This is a genomic window from Pseudomonas algeriensis (assembly GCF_048847255.1).
Taxonomy (GTDB): Bacteria; Pseudomonadota; Gammaproteobacteria; order Pseudomonadales; family Pseudomonadaceae; genus Aquipseudomonas.
This window is the reverse complement of sequence record NZ_JBKKRK010000006.1, coordinates 49,579-66,699: the sequence shown is the minus strand read 5'-3', so window position 1 is coordinate 66,699 and position 17,121 is coordinate 49,579. Positions and strand designations below refer to the sequence as shown.

18 protein-coding genes are annotated in these 17,121 nt (G+C 59.0%); 9 read left to right on the top strand and 9 right to left on the bottom strand.

Features of this window, described 5'->3' with window-relative positions; genetic code table 11:
- Nucleotides 1-126 precede the first annotated feature (126 nt).
- From hmpA to cyoE, 7 genes are all read left to right on the top strand, one after another.
- Entirely contained in the window at nucleotides 127-1,308 is a 1,182-nt protein-coding gene (hmpA, locus tag ACLK1G_RS11015; protein WP_420765462.1) for an NO-inducible flavohemoprotein, read from the top strand.
- Between the two features lie 275 nt (nucleotides 1,309-1,583).
- Nucleotides 1,584-2,093 carry a disulfide bond formation protein B gene (locus ACLK1G_RS11010; protein WP_420765461.1) on the top strand — a complete coding sequence of 170 codons (510 nt, stop codon included), beginning with the start codon at nucleotides 1,584-1,586 and terminating at the stop codon, nucleotides 2,091-2,093.
- A 786-nt stretch (nucleotides 2,094-2,879) separates the two neighbouring features.
- Complete coding sequence (gene cyoA / locus ACLK1G_RS11005; RefSeq protein ID WP_420765460.1) at nucleotides 2,880-3,827, top strand: ubiquinol oxidase subunit II; 948 nt, start codon at nucleotides 2,880-2,882, stop codon at nucleotides 3,825-3,827.
- Between the two features lie 3 nt (nucleotides 3,828-3,830).
- Nucleotides 3,831-5,861 carry a cytochrome o ubiquinol oxidase subunit I gene (gene cyoB / locus ACLK1G_RS11000; protein WP_420765459.1) on the top strand — a complete coding sequence of 677 codons (2,031 nt, stop codon included), beginning with the start codon at nucleotides 3,831-3,833 and terminating at the stop codon, nucleotides 5,859-5,861.
- A gap of 3 nt (nucleotides 5,862-5,864) precedes the next feature.
- Entirely contained in the window at nucleotides 5,865-6,491 is a 627-nt protein-coding gene (locus tag ACLK1G_RS10995) for a cytochrome o ubiquinol oxidase subunit III (RefSeq protein WP_039591598.1), read from the top strand.
- A complete protein-coding gene (cyoD, locus tag ACLK1G_RS10990) occupies nucleotides 6,492-6,827 on the top strand; it encodes a cytochrome o ubiquinol oxidase subunit IV (RefSeq protein WP_039591596.1) in 336 nt (111 codons plus the stop codon).
- A gap of 11 nt (nucleotides 6,828-6,838) precedes the next feature.
- A complete protein-coding gene (cyoE, locus tag ACLK1G_RS10985; RefSeq protein ID WP_420765458.1) occupies nucleotides 6,839-7,726 on the top strand; it encodes a heme o synthase in 888 nt (295 codons plus the stop codon).
- A gap of 189 nt (nucleotides 7,727-7,915) precedes the next feature.
- Here cyoE and ACLK1G_RS10980 read toward each other — a convergent pair whose 3' ends face one another.
- The 6 genes from ACLK1G_RS10980 to ACLK1G_RS10955 all read right to left on the bottom strand — a co-directional run bounded on the left by ACLK1G_RS10980 (nucleotide 7,916) and on the right by ACLK1G_RS10955 (nucleotide 12,644).
- Nucleotides 7,916-8,620, bottom strand: coding sequence for a hypothetical protein (locus tag ACLK1G_RS10980; protein ID WP_420765457.1), 705 nt, complete (start codon nucleotides 8,618-8,620; stop codon nucleotides 7,916-7,918).
- 121 nt (nucleotides 8,621-8,741) lie between these two features.
- On the bottom strand, nucleotides 8,742-9,485 hold the full coding sequence (locus ACLK1G_RS10975) for a DUF72 domain-containing protein (protein WP_457968169.1): 744 nt from the start codon (nucleotides 9,483-9,485) through the stop codon (nucleotides 8,742-8,744).
- Between the two features lie 76 nt (nucleotides 9,486-9,561).
- Nucleotides 9,562-10,575 (bottom strand): diguanylate cyclase domain-containing protein, encoded by a 1,014-nt coding sequence (locus tag ACLK1G_RS10970; RefSeq protein ID WP_420765652.1) that lies wholly within the window; start codon nucleotides 10,573-10,575, stop codon nucleotides 9,562-9,564.
- Nucleotides 10,576-10,716: 141 nt separating this feature from the next.
- A complete protein-coding gene (locus tag ACLK1G_RS10965) occupies nucleotides 10,717-11,040 on the bottom strand; it encodes a hypothetical protein (protein WP_420765455.1) in 324 nt (107 codons plus the stop codon).
- Nucleotides 11,033-11,650: a hypothetical protein gene (locus ACLK1G_RS10960; protein WP_420765454.1), complete on the bottom strand. Its 618-nt coding sequence runs from the start codon at nucleotides 11,648-11,650 to the stop codon at nucleotides 11,033-11,035. Before ACLK1G_RS10960 ends, ACLK1G_RS10965 begins: the two co-directional genes overlap by 8 nt.
- 85 nt (nucleotides 11,651-11,735) lie before the next feature.
- Complete coding sequence (locus tag ACLK1G_RS10955; protein ID WP_420765453.1) at nucleotides 11,736-12,644, bottom strand: LysR family transcriptional regulator; 909 nt, start codon at nucleotides 12,642-12,644, stop codon at nucleotides 11,736-11,738.
- A gap of 98 nt (nucleotides 12,645-12,742) precedes the next feature.
- Here ACLK1G_RS10955 and ACLK1G_RS10950 point away from each other — a divergent pair, with 98 nt between their 5' ends.
- Nucleotides 12,743-13,918 carry an aspartate aminotransferase family protein gene (locus ACLK1G_RS10950; protein WP_420765452.1) on the top strand — a complete coding sequence of 392 codons (1,176 nt, stop codon included), beginning with the start codon at nucleotides 12,743-12,745 and terminating at the stop codon, nucleotides 13,916-13,918.
- 152 nt (nucleotides 13,919-14,070) lie between these two features.
- Complete coding sequence (locus tag ACLK1G_RS10945; RefSeq protein WP_420765451.1) at nucleotides 14,071-14,805, top strand: YiaD family glycine zipper/OmpA-like lipoprotein; 735 nt, start codon at nucleotides 14,071-14,073, stop codon at nucleotides 14,803-14,805.
- Nucleotides 14,806-14,934: 129 nt separating this feature from the next.
- On the opposite strand, the gene ehuA is transcribed toward ACLK1G_RS10945, so the two are convergent.
- The 3 genes from ehuA to ehuC are packed head-to-tail and all read right to left on the bottom strand — an operon-like array spanning nucleotide 14,935 to nucleotide 17,116.
- Nucleotides 14,935-15,804, bottom strand: a complete 870-nt coding sequence (gene ehuA / locus ACLK1G_RS10940; protein WP_420765450.1) for an ectoine/hydroxyectoine ABC transporter ATP-binding protein EhuA — start codon at nucleotides 15,802-15,804, stop codon at nucleotides 14,935-14,937.
- Complete coding sequence (ehuD, locus tag ACLK1G_RS10935) at nucleotides 15,804-16,460, bottom strand: ectoine/hydroxyectoine ABC transporter permease subunit EhuD (protein ID WP_420765449.1); 657 nt, start codon at nucleotides 16,458-16,460, stop codon at nucleotides 15,804-15,806. The genes ehuA and ehuD overlap by 1 nt, the downstream gene beginning before the upstream one ends.
- Complete coding sequence (gene ehuC / locus ACLK1G_RS10930) at nucleotides 16,457-17,116, bottom strand: ectoine/hydroxyectoine ABC transporter permease subunit EhuC (protein ID WP_045156852.1); 660 nt, start codon at nucleotides 17,114-17,116, stop codon at nucleotides 16,457-16,459. The genes ehuD and ehuC overlap by 4 nt, the downstream gene beginning before the upstream one ends.
- Between the last annotated feature and the right edge of the window lie 5 nt (nucleotides 17,117-17,121).

The following is a 17,121-nucleotide window of genomic DNA, read 5'->3' as shown; positions in this document are numbered from 1 at the left end:
CTATAAACGCTGCCGTGTCTTTATGACTATGTTGTTTTCAACTTACTGAAAAACAAGCATAAATTTTCTGGCATGGAATGTGATAAGCAAGATATCAGTTATCTATGTCACGTGAGGGGTTTACCCATGCTGAGTCAAGAACAGCGCGCCATCATTCGTTCCACCGTCCCGTTGCTCGAGAGCGGCGGGGAAGCGCTCATCACTCATTTCTATCGCATGATGTTGTCCGAATATCCACAAGTGCGCCCACTGTTCAATCAGGCTCACCAAGCCAGCGGCGACCAGCCTCGGGCGCTGGCCAATGGCGTGCTGATGTACGCCCGGCATATCGATCAGCTCGACCAACTGGGCGACCTGGTGGCGAAAATCGTCAATAAGCATGTCGCCTTGCAGATTCAACCCGAGCATTACCCGATTGTCGGCGCCTGCCTGCTGCGGGCGATTGCCGAGGTGCTGGGCGAAGAAATCGCCACGCCTGAAGTGATTTCGGCATGGGGCGCCGCTTATAACCAATTGGCCGATATCCTGATCGGTGCCGAAGCCGGCCTGTATGACCAGAAGGCCGCGGCACCGGGTGGCTGGCGCGGTGAGCGGGCGTTTATCCTGGTCGACAAGGTACAGGAGAGCGCGGAAATCACTTCGTTCTACTTCGAGCCGGCAGACAAGGGCGCCATCCTGCAAGCGGAGCCAGGCCAGTACATCGGCATGAAGCTGCTCCTGGATGGCGAGGAAGTACGCCGCAACTATTCCTTGTCGGCGCTTGCTGACAATGGTCGGTACCGCATCAGCGTCAAGCGCGAGGCGGGTGGTCGGGTGTCCAACTACCTGCACGACCATTTCCCGGTCGGCAGCGGCATTCAGCTGTTTCCGCCGTCCGGAGACTTCTACCTCACCGACAGCGACAAGCCTTTGGTGCTGATCAGCGGGGGCGTTGGCATCACTCCGACCCTGGCGATGTTGCAGGCGGCATTGCAAACCGAACGCCCGGTGCATTTCATCCACTGCGCGCGCAACGGCCGCGTACATGCCTTCCGCGACTGGATCGACGACCTGGCCGGGCGGCATCCGCAACTCAAGCGCTTCTATTGCTACGACGAGCATGACGGCACGAGCCCTGCGGCTGACAAGGTGGGGCTGTTGAGCCAGGATCAACTGGCGCAATGGCTGCCGGAACAGCGTGACCTGGACGTCTATTTCCTTGGACCGAAAGGTTTCATGGCGGCGATCAAGCGCCATCTCAAGGCCTTGGGCGTGCCGGCGGAGCAAAGCCGCTACGAGTTCTTCGGGCCGGCGGCGGCTTTGGAATAGCCTTTATCGCGAGCAAGCTCGCTCCCATAGGGAATCTGTGGCGCGCACAAAATTGTGTCGCCGCGATGAACATTGTGGGAGCGAGCCTGCTCGCGATAGCGGTAGCTCTGCCGACGCGCCATTGGAATTAATCCGCGCTTAACCCCCTTCCTGTTTATTCCCTCGATGCTGCCGGCTGCCGCTCGTTCACTATCTGCGTGTAGACTTCGGCCATCCGACAACGCGCCGAGCACAGTCATGCGGCGCGTCGATCCATGCAGATGAAGGGAAACGCAATGAGTGAACAAATGATGCGCCTGGGCCGTGAGCGGCGCTACCTGGTGTTGCTGGGGGTGATCTGCCTCGCACTGATCGGCGGCGCGCTGTATATGCAGGTCGTGCTGGGTGAGGCGCCATGCCCACTGTGCATCCTGCAACGCTATGCGTTGTTGCTGATCGCCCTCTTTGCCTTCATCGGTGCGGCCATGCGCACCCGCCGCAGCCTGACGATTTTCGAAGGGTTGGTCGTGCTGTGTGCGTTGGCCGGCGCGGGCGTGGCGGGGCATCACGTCTACACGCAGTTTTTTCCGGCGGTCAGTTGTGGCGTCGACGTCTTGCAGCCGATTGTCGATGACCTGCCACTGGCGAAGATCTTCCCGCTGGGCTTTCAGGTTGATGGTTTCTGCTCCACGCCGTATCCCCCTGTCCTGGGATTGTCGCTGGCGCAGTGGGCGTTGGTGGCATTCGTGTTGACCGCCGTGCTGGTGCCCTTGCTGGTGTCCCGTAATCGCAAAGCCCTGCGCTAGAGTCGATCTGCACAGACGCCCCGGTTTTTTACCAAGACCCGGGGCGTTTTTCATTTCGGCGCCGTCTGGGGCCCGCCTTGATCCGAAGCAAGAATGCCCTGCGACGATGTGCGACACGTTGTCACACATCGTGCCTCTGCGTTCCTTTCAAGCGGTGAATTGACGCTGCAACCTGTAACAAATAAACGGCCTGTTATCCTCCCCGACCGCAATATTGTCATCTTCCAAGCAGGCATTTTTAACAGCGAAGCGCCGTGACGCCTAGGCCCCGTAAAACGGGCGCTGACGGGTCATGCAAGCCCGGCGAAAACGTACGCAGCTGTCTAAATCGGGCGTAGTAGCCTTACGTTTTTTGGGGTTCTTGTTGAGAATGTATTTCGATAACATGCTGGCCCGTTGCAATATCGGCGATAGATTGTTGCCGGATCGGATAAAAATTATTTCGGGTTAAGACATGGTCTCCAACGCCGCAGCTCACTACAATCGCCCGCACCGATTTTCCGACCCGGCTCAGGCTTGAGCACGAGAGTGGTCGAAGGGCGCCAGCGCCCCATGCGACCCCAGGTGTCGGTGCCTCCAACTACCCGCACCAAATGGAATTGGGCTTGAGAACTAGGCCTTTGACCAACGAATAAGAACTCACTGCTGGCCCGGGATGTGTCGAACAGCCGCTGACGTTCGACGGGCAGCCCTTATTCAATCCAAGAAAATGCCAACCCTTGGCAGGGTGAAGTGTTGGCGATCAAAACCCAACTGCATTGCGCAAGCTGCTTTAGAGGTCGTGAGATGAGTAAAAACAGGTACCCCCGATTACTAGGCTTGTTGCCGCTGCTCGGCACGTTGCTGCTGGGAGGCTGCAACATGACCCTGCTCGATCCCAAGGGCCAGGTCGGCCTGGATGAACGAAACCTGATCATCACCGCCACGCTGCTGATGTTGCTGGTCGTTGTGCCGGTTATCGTCATGACGTTCTTGTTCGCCTGGAAATACCGCGCGTCCAACACCAGTGCCACCTACACCCCGAAATGGTCCCACTCGACCAAGATCGAAGTCGCGGTGTGGACCATTCCGGTATTGATCATCATTGCCCTGGGTTACATCACCTACAAGTCGACCCACGCACTGGACCCGTACCGTCCGCTGGATTCCGACGTCAAGCCAATCACCATTGAAGTGGTCTCGATGGACTGGAAGTGGCTGTTCATCTATCCGGAACAAGGTATCGCCACGGTCAACAAGATCGTGTTCCCGGCCCACACGCCGATCAACTTCAAGGTCACCTCCGACACCGTGATGAACTCGTTCTTCATCCCGGGCCTGGGCGGCCAGATCTACGCGATGGCCGGCATGCAGACCAAGCTGCACCTGATCGCCAACCAGAACACCGAACTTGAAGGTATCTCCGCCAACTACAGCGGCGCGGGTTTCACCGGCATGAAGTTCAAGGCGACCGCCACCACCCAGGAAGAATTCGACGCCTGGGTAAACGAAGTGAAGAAGGCACCTAAACAGCTTGAAAAAGCTGAATACGAAGCCCTTTCCAAGCCGAGCCAGAACAACCCAGTCGAACTCTACTCGTCGGTCACGCCGAACCTGTTCCAGACCATCATCGATAAGTATGAAGGGATGAATCCGGGCAAGCCGATGCATCACGAGAAGAAAGAGAAGGAAGTGGCCCACAACATGGAAGGGATGGACATGAGCTCGCATTCAGCTGCCGGGGCAGAGGAGTAAACGATGTTTGGTAAATTAAGTTGGGAAGCGATCCCGTTCCACGAGCCGATTGTCATGGTGACCCTCGCCATCATCGGGCTCGGTGGCCTGGCGCTGTTTGCGGGTATCACTTATTTCAAGAAGTGGACGTACCTGTGGACTGAATGGTTGACCTCGGTCGACCACAAGAAGATCGGCGTGATGTACATCATCGTCGCCATGGTCATGTTGCTGCGCGGTTTTGCCGACGCGATCATGATGCGTACCCAGTTGGCCATGGCCACCGAGGGCTCGCCCGGCTACCTGCCGCCTGAACACTATGACCAGATCTTCACCGCCCACGGTGTGATCATGATCATTTTCATGGCGATGCCATTCTTCACCGGCCTGATGAACCTCGCAGTGCCGCTGCAGATCGGCGCCCGTGACGTTGCCTATCCGTTCCTGAACTCCTTGAGCTTCTGGCTGCTGGTTTCCGGCGTCGTGCTGATCAACGTTTCCCTGGGTGTCGGCGAATTCGCCAAGACCGGTTGGGTTGCCTATCCGCCGTTGTCGGGGCTGCAATACAGTCCGGGCGTGGGGGTGGACTACTACATCTGGGCGCTACAGCTATCCGGGTTGGGGACAACGCTGACAGGGGTCAACTTCCTGGCCACCGTGCTGAAGATGCGTACCCCTGGCATGAAGCTGATGGACATGCCGATCTTCACCTGGACCTGCACCTGGGCCAACGTGCTGATCGTCGCTTCGTTCCCGATCCTCACCGCTACACTGGCTCTGCTGACGCTTGACCGCTACATGGATTTCCACATTTTCACCAATGAACTGGGTGGAAATCCGATGATGTACGTCAACCTGTTCTGGGCTTGGGGTCACCCTGAGGTGTACATCCTGATCCTGCCGGCGTTCGGTATCTTCTCCGAAGTCATCTCGACCTTCTCCGGCAAGAAACTGTTTGGCCACCACTCGATGATCTACGCTTCGGGCGCGATCTCGGTACTGGGCTTCATGGTCTGGCTGCACCACTTCTTCACCATGGGTTCGGGTGCAAGCGTCAACGCCTTCTTCGGCTTGGCGACCATGCTGATCTCGATCCCGACGGGTGTGAAGCTGTTCAACTGGCTGTTCACCATCTACCAGGGCCGCCTGCGTTTCACCAGCCATGTGCTGTGGACTCTGGGCTTCATGGTGACCTTCGCCATCGGCGGTATGACCGGCGTACTGCTGGCCATTCCGGGTGCTGACTTTGTGCTGCACAACAGCCTGTTCGTGATCGCGCACTTCCATAACGTGATCATCGGCGGCGCCGTGTTCGGCTACATCGCGGGCTTTGCGTTCTATTTCCCGAAAGCGTTCGGCTTCAAGCTGCACGAAGGCTGGGGCAAGGCAGCGTTCTGGTTCTGGATCTCGGGCTTCTTCGTCGCGTTCATGCCGCTCTATGCATTGGGCTTCATGGGCATGACCCGTCGCCTGAACGCCACCACCAACCCTGAGTGGGTGCCGTACCTGTACGTCGCCATGTTCGGCGCGGTGATGATTGCCGTGGGTATCGCCTGCCAGCTGATCCAGTTGTACGTCAGCGTGCGTGACCGCAAGAAGCCGGAAAACATGTGCGAACACGGTGACCCGTGGAATGCCCATACCCTGGAATGGTCGACTTCTTCGCCACCGCCGTTCTACAACTTTGCCGTGCTGCCGAAAGCGGACGTCATCGACCCGTTCACCGAAGCCAAGGAAAACGGCACCGCGTACCAGGCTCCGGCCAAGTACTCGCCGATCCACATGCCCAACAACACCGCCACCGGTGTGGTCATGGGCGGGCTGTTGACCGTGTTCGGTTTCGCGATGATCTGGCACATCTGGTGGCTGGCCATCGCCAGCCTGGTCGGCACCGTGGTGTATTTCGCCATCCATGCCGCCCGTGACGATCAGGGCTACATGGTGCCGGTGGATGTCATCGAACGCATCGAAGCCGAGCAGCACAAGCGTCTGGTCGCGGCCGGGAAAGTCCCTGCCACCGCCACCCGTGTTGAAACCTCGTTGGAACAGGCTTAAACCATGTCGAACTTAGTGACCAATGTTGGACACGCCCATGGTCATGACCATGGGCACGATGACCATCACCACGACTCGGGCGAGATGACCGTATTCGGTTTCTGGCTCTACCTGATGACCGACTGCATTCTGTTTGCGTCGATCTTCGCGGTGTACGCGGTGCTGGTTAACAACGTCGCCGGTGGCCCGTCGGGCCACGACATCTTCGAACTGCCTTATGTACTGGGCGAAACCGCGCTGCTGCTGTTCAGTTCGATCACCTACGGCTTCGCCATGCTGGCGTTGTACAAGGGCAAGAAAACCCAGGTCCTGGGCTGGTTGGCGATGACCTTCCTGCTGGGCGCCGGCTTTATCGCCATGGAGATCAATGAGTTCCATATCCTGATCGCCGAAGGCTACGGCCCGAGCCGCAGCGGTTTCCTGTCCGGGTTCTTCACCCTGGTCGGCACCCACGGTCTGCACGTGACCAGCGGTCTGATCTGGATGGCGATCATGATGTACCAGGTCCAGAAAAACGGCCTGACCGCCACCAACAAGACGCGCCTGAGCTGCCTGAGCCTGTTCTGGCACTTCCTGGACGTGGTGTGGATCTGCGTATTCACCGTTGTTTATCTGATGGGGACCCTGTAAATGGCTAACGCTCATTCCCATGATGGCCACGACGCCGGCCACGGCAGCGTCAAGTCCTACGCCATCGGTTTCATCCTGTCGGTGATCCTGACCGTCATTCCGTTCGGCCTGGTGATGTACCCATCGCTGCCCAAGAGCCTGACGCTTTGGATCATTCTGATCTTCGCCGTGGTCCAAGTATTGGTCCACCTGGTGTACTTCCTGCACCTGGACCGTTCGGCCGCCCAGCGTAACAACGTGATTGCGTTTGTCTTCGCTGCGCTGGTGATCGTACTGCTGGTCGGCTTGTCGCTGTGGATCATGTTCAGCATCCACACCAACATGATGGCGCACTGAGGAAAGTCCGGATGTCACTGAAGCACTTTATCCAAATCACCAAGCCGGGGATCATTTTCGGTAACGTGCTTTCTGTGGCGGGCGGGTTTTTCCTGGCCTCGAAAGGGCATGTCGATCTGGCCATCTTCCTGGCGGCGATGATCGGCACTTCCCTGGTGGTGGCGTCCGGTTGCGTGTTCAACAACTGCATCGACCGTGATATCGACATCAAGATGGAACGCACCAAGAACCGGGCGCTGGTCCAAGGCCTGATTCCGGTGCAACTGGCCCTGGTGTTTGCCACGGTGCTGGGTGTGGCCGGCGTGGCGCTGCTGTACTGGGTCGCCAACCCGCTGGCGGCGTTGTTCGCGGTGATCGGCTTTGTCATCTACGTCGGCCTCTACAGCCTGTACCTCAAGCGCAAGTCGGTTCACGGCACGCTGGTGGGCAGTCTGTCGGGGGCGATGCCGCCGGTGATCGGTTATGTCGCGGTCAGCAACAGCTTCGACATGGCGGCGGTGACGCTGCTGGTGATGTTCAGCCTGTGGCAGATGCCGCATTCCTATGCCATCGCGATCTTCCGCTTCAATGATTACCTGGCGGCCTCGATTCCGGTATTGCCGGTCAAGCGCGGTATCCAGGTGGCCAAGAAACACATCCTGCTCTACATCCTGGCCTTCCTCGTGGCGACCTTGATGCTGACCTTCAGCGGCTACGCCGGCATGAGCTACCTCGCCGTCGCCGCTGCCATGGGCATGTACTGGCTGTACATGGCGTGGACCGGCTACAAGGCGGTGGATGACACGGTCTGGGCACGCAAGCTGTTCGTGTTCTCGATCTTCACCATCACTGCCCTGAGCGTGATGATGTCCCTGGATTTCAAGGTGCCGAGTGAGTTGTTGCTGACTTACGCGCCTTAAGCGACAGAGGCAGTAAAAAAGCCCCGCCTTCGAGAGAAGCGCGGGGCTTTTTCATGATCGTTGTTACGAAAATTATCGACTTTCCTGTGGTAGCGAGCTTGCTCGCGAAGGCGGTGGGTCAGTTGAGGTGATGTCGGCTGACCGGGTGCCATCGCGAGCAAGCTCGCTCCCACAGGATTTCGCCAGGCTTTATTGCTGGGCGATGCTGTAGCCGTCGAACGCTTTCTGCTGTTGCAGGGCAGTGACGATGCTTTTACGGGTAACTGGTTGTTCGGTGCCGTCATTGTCCAGGAAGGTCTCGCTTTCCAGTTCGGCTTCGTCGCCTTCACCAACAAAGTTGAAACCCAGGAACTCGAAGGCCTCGCGGTCGACGTTCGGCTTGGAGCGCGGGGTGCGCAGGGGCAGGGTGACGCTGATGCCGTCCTTGCTGATGACGAACACCTCGGCTTCCTTCTTGGGCCGCGAGGCCTTGCCTTTGCTACCGCTTGGGTTGCTGATCGCCTGGTGGGTCTGGTTCAGCACTTTCAAGGCCAGGCCGTAGACCAGTTCCTGGAAATCCGCATCATCCTTGTAGCTGGAGAGAATGCGGCTGATGGGGAAGCGGCTGCTCAGGTCTTCCAAAGCAGCAAAATCCGCAGCTTCGGCGTCCTTGAGTTGCTTGAGCTGGCCCATCAGTTCGTAGGCCTTGTCGTCATCGAACGCGTCGTGAGCCTGGCGGATGGCGGTGCGCAGTTCGCGGATCTGGTCGCTTTCGCGGTTCGACTGGAACGCATCCAGGACCATCTCGCTGATGGTCTTGGCCTGGGGCAGATGCTGTGAAAGATTGATGGAGTTTTCGTATTCCGCTTTGGACGACAGGGTGATTACGGATTCAGCGGTATTGGAATCGGACATTGAAATTTCACTACTTCTGTTAGCGGGATATGGCGAGAAAGGGGTTGAGCTTTTTTCCGGCCGCCTAATCTATTGGACGCAGGCGGTGTTGTCACGGTCGGACCGGTCGCCGGTACGCATTTCATCCGCGCAACAGCGCCATCAACCGCAACGCGTCCGGGGTCGCTGCGCCGCTGGCCGTGTTATCGAATATGCACCAGGTCGGTGTGTCCGGGGCGGCTTTCAAGGCTTGGGCGATTTGCTTGAGCCGGACATCATCGTAAGGGGTGTAATAAATCTTCGGCGAACCGTGCATACGGTAATAACGAATGCCGGGCCACCCCGCCGGTTGGTCGCCCCCCGGCAGCGGCGAGGGATCGGCGGCCACGCGACCGATTCGCTGGGTCTGCAGCATCGCCATGGCGGGTGGTGCGAGCCAGCTCGGGTGTCGAGGTTCAAGCACCGCATCGCCTTGGTAACGATCACGCAAAACCTTGAAGAAGGTCTCGGCCTGGGCGTCGTCAAAGGCCAGCGAAGGTGGCAGTTGAATCAGCAGGCAGCCGAGTTTTTCCCCCAGTTGCGAGCACTGCCCGAGGAATTCTTCCACAAGCCCCTCGCAATCGACCAAGCGTCGTTCGTGAGTGATCTGCTTTGGCATTTTCACCGAGAAGCGAAATTCTGCGGCCACGCTGTCCGCCCATTTTGCATACGTGGCGGGGCGGTGCGGGCGATAGAACGAACTGTTGATCTCCACGGCTGGAAAGCGTGCGCTGTAGCGCTGCAGATGGGTGCCTTCATCGGGAAAGGACGGCCATTGCGCCCTGGGCAATGACCAGCCCGCGCAGCCCAGGAAAAGGATTGAAGAGCGTGAGAGTCGAGTTGCCAATGTGGGAGGCCTGATTGCGGGGACAAAGCTATGACCGCAACAAACGCCTCATGGATTCATTCTTCGCAAGCAAAGGTCAGTCGCATATCACGTTCTTGCCGGCCATCTTCGAGCGATACAGCGCCTGGTCCGCCCGATCCATCAATACCTCTTGGGTTTCGTCTTCGATCCGCTGCACCACACCAAAACTCATGGTGATCTGGAAATCCCCTACCGGGAGCAGGTCGGACAGGCTGCGGCGTATGGTTTCGGCCATCAGGACCGCATCGGCCAAGGATGTATTTGGCAAAATCATAATGAATTCATCGCCACCCCAACGCACCAACAGGTCGCTGTCGCGCTCACAACGCTTGACCGCCTGCACCACTTGCACCAGCGCCGCATCACCGAATGCATGGCCGTATCGATCGTTGATGTCCTTGAAATCGTCGATGTCCATGGCGATCAGCGACAACGGTTCGCGAAAGCGCTGGGCGCGTTCGCAAGCCTGAGGCAGCGTCTGCTCCAGGCGATACCGATTAGCGACCAGGGTCAATGCGTCGGTTTCGGCGAGCCTGCGGTTTTCGTCGAGTTGGATCTGCAATTGATGGTTGACCCGCGACAACTCACGGGTGCGCTCTTCGATGACCGCTTCCAGGGATTTGTTGCGCCGTTCAAGTTGCTCGAACAGACGCTTCTTGTCGTCGATGCTGCGATGGGCGCCGATCATTCGGGCCACGCTGCCGTCGGGGTTGCGAGCGATGACGTAGCCGCGGTCTTCGATCCAGATATACGAGCCGTCATGCGTGCGACAGCGGTATTCGGCTTGGTATTTTGCCGAGCGTTGTTGAAGGTAGTCATCGAACAGTGACATCACCTGAGGATAATCCTGCGGATGGATCACGCTCTCCCAAGTCAACACGGTGTTGCTCAGCGAATGAGGCGAGTAGCCGAGCATGGTGTACCAACCGGGGTTGCGATAAACGAACCCAGTATTGGCGTTCCAGTCCCAGATGCCATCGCTGACCAGTTCCATGATGGTGTGCAGCACGCTTTCGTCCAGATCGGACAAATCGAACCGCAGCAAATCGATCTTCGAGGCGTCGTCCATCATTGTTCCCTCAATCAGCCCTGATATCAAAATGCTCTCCGAGGGTGAAGAGTAGCCGATGGGCTTAGGGGTCACTAGGGGTGACATGGTGTATCTGAAGTAGCGCCTTAAGGCTACAAATCAAGAAGTAGCCTTTTCAGGCTACTGGGCGGCGATCAACTTTAATGCATTCATGACGAGCAGCCCTGTTCCTATGCTCAAGGTAAAGCTGAGTAGGGTGCCTAATAATACGTATTCGCTGATGGACCGTACTTTGGCATTCTGGATTTCATTGAAGCGAAGGATGCTTTTTGCGGTGAGAAGAAGGGAAAAAACTGCGAAATAGATACCTAGCATGATCAGGTTGCAGGCGATTTGTCGGGTACGGCTGGCGGAGGTTTTTGATGTGAAATAACCGGATATCCAGAAGTCCAGAAGCACATGCGCGAATAACAGGATTACCAGCAATCTTGACGCTTCAATCACTGCCCAGCTCCTTGATCCACCGGCTGGTGCTTGCCAGGTATTTGTCCAGTAAACGCGCTTGGGCGCGCTGCAGAGCTTTGTTGATGGTGACCCGGGACTTGCCTAGGCTGTGGGCGATGGTTTGTTGGTTGGTTTCCTCTATCAGGTGCAGCGCATAGGTCTGGGCTTCGACCACTGTCCATTCCTCCAGTACGGCTGCAACGAACTCTGTTACCAATCCTGCGCGCTCTTGGAATTCCTGGTGATTGCAGAACACGGCCAGCGTATTTTTTTTCATGCTATCGAGCCCTTGGCCGGAAAGGACGAAAGCTTCACCATAGGTTTGCGATTTGCGTGCCGAGCCAATGCCCACGGCGATGCGCGCATCCCAACGCTCGCCTTCGGGGCTGGCCTCGATCAAGGCGGCTCGCAAGGCGATGGCACAGTGGAAAGCTTGTTCGGGCTGGCTCATCAAAAGTTGAAAACCGTCACCTCTAAAAATGTCCGCTTTCGCTTGGTAGCGTTTTTCCTGCTGTCCCAACACCTTTTCCAGGCGTGCGATGTACGCAAGGGTATTCCCTGCGCTCTGCGAGTGAATCAGGTCACCGGTCAATACCGCTTCTGGCTTCATTGATTGAATGTGCTCAGTCGTTAGAATCTAAAAAGTAGCCTTTAAAAGCTACTTCTACAATAGTAGCCTTAAAAGGCAAATTTCTCTATCCGACGGGCCTCGCCCAGTACTCCAGGGCAAACTCGACAAAACTGCGCAGCTTCGGCAAACGGTAGCGATCCTGGGCGTACATCAGGCTCATCGGGCGATGAGGCAGTTGATAGTCCTGGAGCAGCGCCACCAGATGCCCTTCCTGCAGATCCTTTGCCACCAGCGCGTCGGGCAGCATTACCACACCCATGCCGGCGAGCGCGGCACGGTGCAGGCCCGAAGAGCTATTGATCAGCATCGGGCCGGTCACCGGGATTTTGACTTCGCCTTCCGGGCCGTTGATTGGCCAGTGCTCCTGGGCGAAGCGCCATTCATCGCCGGCGGAATAGGCAAACGACAGGCAATCATGGTGTCGCAAATCGTCGGGCTTGCGCGGTGTGCCTCGCCGAGCGAGGTAAACGGGAGACGCGCAGATGGTCAGGGTGTAGTCCACCAAGGGGCGGGCGATCAGCTTCGGATCGGGGAGCCCCAGTCGGATGGCGACATCGAAGCCATGGTCGAGCAGGTCGAGGCGCTGGTTGGTCAGTACCACATCGAGCTTGACCTGTGGGTAGCGCTGGCTGAACTCGGCCAGTGCTGGCGCCAGGCGCTCCGTGCCGAAGGTCAGCGGCGCGGTGATGCGCAAGGTGCCGGTGGGGTCGCCTTGGGTCTGTTCCGCCAGGCGCTCTGAGTCGGCGACCAGCCCGAGCACCTCCAGGCAACGTTGGTAATAGGCTGAGCCGAATTCCGTCAAGCGTTGACGACGAGTCGTACGATTGATCAGGCGCACGCCGAGGCGTTGTTCCAGCGCACGAAGATGATTGCCTACCATGGTGGTGGACATTTCGCACGCCAGGGCTGCCGCTGTCAGGCTGCCCGTCTCCACGACTTTTACGTAAACAGTCATTGCCTGGAACAAGTCCATTATCAAGCTCGGCTTATAAATGATTGAAGTGAAGCAGCGTTTATCCATCGAGGGTGGCTAACCATACTGGAAAAAACCACCCGATGGAGCTAGATGTCATGACCGCCGCTTGCCTGATGAGCACTTACCAACCTCTGGCACTGAGTTTCACCCATGGCCTGGGGACCCGCCTGTGGGACCAGGACGGCCGCGAGTACCTCGATGCGGTGGCGGGTGTGGCGGTGACCAACGTCGGGCACTCCCATCCCCGGCTGGTGGCGGCCATCAGTGAGCAGGCCGGCCTGTTGCTGCACACCTCCAACCTGTACAGCATCGACTGGCAACAACGGTTGGCCGGCAAACTCACGCAGTTGTCGGGAATGGACCGGGCATTTTTCAACAACTCCGGAGCCGAGGCCAACGAAACCGCACTGAAACTGGCGCGTCTGCACGGCTGGCACAAAGGCGTCGAGCAGCCGCTGGTGGTGGTCATGGACAACGCCTTCCATGGGCGCACGCTGGGCACGCTGTCCGCCAGCGACGGCCCATCGGTGCGGCTGGGATTCAATCGGTTGCCGGGGGATTTCATCAAGGTGCCGTTTGGCGATCTCGCGGCGTTGGAAAAAATCCAGCAGACCCATGGCGAGCGTATCGTCGCGATTCTGGTGGAGCCGATCCAAGGGGAAAGTGGCGTGCAAGTCGCGCCGCCGGGTTACCTGCGGGCGCTGCGGGACCTGTGCAGCCGGCGCGCCTGGTTGCTGATGCTCGACGAGATCCAGACCGGCATCGGCCGCACCGGCCAATGGTTTGCGTTCCAGCACGAAGGCATCGTGCCGGACGTCATGACTCTTGCCAAAGGCTTGGGCAATGGCGTCCCCATCGGTGCCTGCCTGGCCCGGGGCAAAGCCGCCGAGCTGTTCACCCCCGGCAGTCATGGGAGTACGTTTGGCGGCAATCCCCTGGCCTGCCGTGTGGGTTGCACGGTGCTGGACATCATCGAGGAGCAAGGCCTGGTGGTGAACGCCGGGCGTCAGGGCGCCCAGTTGCTCAGCCGGCTGCGGGCTGAGTTGGCGGATAACCCGAACGTGTTGGAGGTCCGAGGCCAAGGGTTGATGATCGGCATCGAACTCAAGCAACCGGTCCGTGACCTGACCCTTCGTGCTGCCCGGGACCATGGCCTGCTGATCAACGTCACCCGGGGCAAGACCATCCGCCTGTTGCCGCCGCTGACGATTGACGGGCGGGAAGTGGAGATGATCGCCAGGGGTGTGAGCCGCAGCCTTGCGCAGGAGTGAATGCCCAAGGTCTGGCGATGGCGGGTGTTGTTCAGTCAGGGCGAAACGCAGCGCAACGGGACGGAATTTTTAACGATTGCCGCGTTCCAACGCCCGCCAGAGTCGATTGCCTACACTTTGGCAACCAGACTGAAAATCCCAGGAGCATCTTCATGTTCACCTCGCGTCGCTTGATCGTTGTCGCTACCGCCGTGGCCCTGTTGTCCGGCTGTGCGTCGCCCAACCCCTATGACAATCAGGGCCAGGCCTCTACCGACTCGTCGGGCATGAGCAAAACCGCCAAGTACGGTGGCCTCGGTGCGCTGGCCGGGGCACTGGCCGGTGCGGCCATCGGTCACGATAACCGGGGCAAGGGTGCGTTGATCGGCGCTGCGGTGGTTGGCGCCTCGGCGGCCGGCTACGGCTACTACGCCGACCAGCAGGAAAAGAAGCTGCGTGCGAGCATGGCCAATACCGGCGTTGAGGTGCAGCGCCAGGGCGACCAGATCAAGCTGATCATGCCGGGCAACATCACCTTCGCCACCGACTCGGCGAACATCGCCTCCAGTTTCTACCAGCCGCTGAACAACCTGGCCAACTCCCTCAAGGAATTCAACCAGAACCAGATCGAAATCGTCGGCTACACCGACAGTACTGGCAGCCGTCAGCACAACATGGACCTGTCCCAGCGCCGTGCCCAGAGCGTGGCGACCTACCTGACGTCCCAGGGCGTGAGCGGTGCCAACCTCTCGGCCCGTGGCGCCGGCCCGGACAACCCGGTGGCGAGCAACAGCGACGTCAACGGCCGTGCGCAGAACCGTCGCGTCGAGGTCAACCTCAAGGCCATTCCGGGGCAGCAGTACCAGGCGCCGGAGCAGCAGGGGCAGACTTACCAGCAGTATCCTTGATCGCTGGGCTGTAAACGAAAGGGGGACCCCGAAAATGGGGTCCCTCTTTTTTTGCGACTGGCGTTTGGGCTTTTGTGGCGAGGGAGCTTGCTCCCTCGCCACGGAGGTGTTCACTTGAGTAATTAGGGGTCAGTTCGCCTCTTTCACCGCACTCAAGAACGCACACGTACGCTCCTGCTGCGGGTTTTCGAAAATCTGCGCCGGGGTGCCCTGTTCGTGAATCTGGCCCTTGTAGAAGAAGCACACCCGGTCTGCGAACTCCCGGGCAAAGCCCATCTGGTGAGTCACCATCAGCATCGTCAGGTTGTGTTCGGCGCCGAGTTTGCGGATAACGTTCAAGACTTCGCCGCACAGCTCCGGATCCAGCGCAGAGGTCACTTCGTCAAACAGCATCACCTTGGGCCGCATCGCCAGCGCCCGGGCAATCGCTACCCGCTGTTGCTGGCCGCCAGACAGCTGCGACGGGTAATGGTCTAGCTTGTTGCCCAGGCCCACCAGCTCCAGCAGGTCGGCGGCACGCTCGCGGGCTTCTTTCGGGTTCATGCCCAGCACTTGCACGGGCGCCTCGATGACGTTCTGCAGCGCGGTCATGTGGGGAAACAGGTTGAAGCTCTGGAATACCATGCCGATCTTGCCGCGCACCCGGCGGATGTGTCGGTCGTTAGCGGGCACCAGCACACCGTTGCGGTTGGGCATGTGGGTCAGCGAATCATCCTCGATGCGGATCTGGCCCTGGTCGATACCCTCCAGGGTCATCAACACCCGCAACAGCGTCGATTTGCCGGAACCACTGGGGCCGATGATCGCGACTTTTTCACCGGGCGCGACATCCAGGTTCAAATGGTCGAGCACTGTGAAGCTGCCGTAGCTTTTGGTCACGTCCTGGAAACTCACAATTGGCCGGGACGGTGTCGGGACGTTCATGGCCGGGGCCTCCTGCTGCGATGCCAGCGTGCTGCGCCGGGACAGATCGGTGGGCGTGGACAGAGGTAAAGTCATTAGCGTAGCTCCATGCGCGTTTCAAGGCGCCGTACCAGATAAGCCAAGGCGAGGCTCAGGGCGAGGAAGAACAGGCCGACCAGGGTGATCGGTTCCAGGTAGCGGAAGTGCTCGGAGCCGATATTCTTGGCCTGCTGCATGATTTCCACCACGGTGATCGCCGACAGCACCGGCGTGTCCTTGAGCATTGCCACCAGGTAGTTGCCCAGCGGCGGCACGATGGGGCGCAATGCCTGGGGCAGGATGATGTTGCGGTACGCGTCGTATGGCGCGATGTTCAATGCTGTCACCGCTTCCCATTGCGCCCGAGGCACCGCGTCGAGGCCGCTGCGATAGACCTCGGCAATGTAGCAGGCGTAGTGCAGGCCGATGCCCACGATGCCAACCTGCATGGCCGTCAGGCTCAGGCCGTAGTTGGGCAGCACGTAGTAGAGGAAGTACACCTGGATCAGCAACGGCGTGCTGCGGATGAATTCGATCACCGCCGTGGCCGGCCACGACAGCCAGAATCGGCGGCTGCGCCGGCCAATCGCAAGGAACAGCCCCAGCACGATTGCAATCACAAAGCCGATCAAGGTGATGCCCACTGTGTTGAGGGAGGCGCGCAGCAGGTCCGGGAGGATTTGCGCGGCGTAAGACCAGTCGAACAGTGTCATGACAGACCTCCACGCATCCGGCCCCGGCTCAGCCGCCGCTCGATGTTGCGCATGCCGAAGTTGATGGCCTGGGCGAGGATGAAATACATCACCAGCGCCAGGCTGAAGATCTCCAGGGTCTGGAACGTTGCCTGATCCAACTGGCGCGCCCGGAAACTCAGGTCCGACAAGGTGATCAGCGATACCAGCGACGTGTTCTTCAGCAACTCGATCAACAAATTGGTGCCGGGTGGAATGGCCGCCAGCAACGCCTGGGGCAGGATGATTCGCTTGAAGCGCGTGAAACCGCTGAAGTTCAGCGCCGTGCAGGCCTCGTATTGGCCCTTGGCGACTGAGCTGATGGCGCCGCGCATCACCTCGGCCCCGTACGCGCCAATGTGCAGGCCCAGGCCGACAATCGCCACGGCGTAGGGGCTCAGCTCGATGTTGAACGGCGGCAGCGGCAGCACGAAGAACAGCCAGAACAATTGCACCAGCAGCGACGTGCCTCGGAACACTTCGATGTAGGTGATGGAAAACCAGCGCAACGCGCGCCACGGCGACAGCCGTCCGAGGGCTGCGAGTACCGCCGCGACAATCGCCAGCAGCGAGCCGAAGAAAGTCACCTGGAGTGTGACCCAGGCCCCTTGAATCAATAACGGAAGTAATTCGCCCATGGTTC